Origin of the sequence: Mesorhizobium sp. M5C.F.Ca.ET.164.01.1.1 (assembly GCF_004792125.1) — a bacterium.
Classification (GTDB): domain Bacteria; phylum Pseudomonadota; class Alphaproteobacteria; order Rhizobiales; family Rhizobiaceae; genus Mesorhizobium; species Mesorhizobium wenxiniae.
This window is the reverse complement of the sequence record NZ_SRTG01000120.1, coordinates 1-426: the sequence shown is the minus strand read 5'-3', so window position 1 is coordinate 426 and position 426 is coordinate 1. Positions and strand designations below refer to the sequence as shown.

General features: G+C 59.9%; 1 protein-coding gene. It reads right to left on the bottom strand.

Going from position 1 to position 426, the window contains the following annotated elements:
- Positions 1–35 precede the first annotated feature (35 nt).
- A partial coding sequence (locus tag EN807_RS32705) for a glycine cleavage T C-terminal barrel domain-containing protein (RefSeq protein WP_135937945.1) occupies positions 36–426 on the bottom strand: 391 nt, incomplete at its 5' end.

Below are 426 nucleotides of genomic sequence, written 5' to 3'. Positions count from 1 at the left end.
GGGGGCCTGAGGTCGGAGATAAGGCGCCTCGTCAATCATAGGAAAGGAAGCTCCACCAGCCGCGCGGCCATCGAACCGTTCGCGCGATTGACGGTGACTGTCGCTCCGGCGTTCACCTCGGCCGATATCAAGGCATATCCGATGTTGGCCTTCATTCGGGGCGACCATGTGCAATGCGTCATCACGCCAACCTTGGTGCCGTCGAAGGTGATGTCCTCACGCTTGGCGCCAAACGGCACCGGCATTGAGGCATCGAAGATGAGACCCAGTTGATGCCGCTTCGGTCCCTCGGCTCCAATCTTTCGAAGTGCTCCGATCCCAACAACATCGTCGGGAACGCCGAGATCGACATACTTGCCGAGCCGAACTTCGAAAGGATTGGTTTCGTCGTCGGTGTCGCCTCCCACCGACACGAGTCCGCTCTCG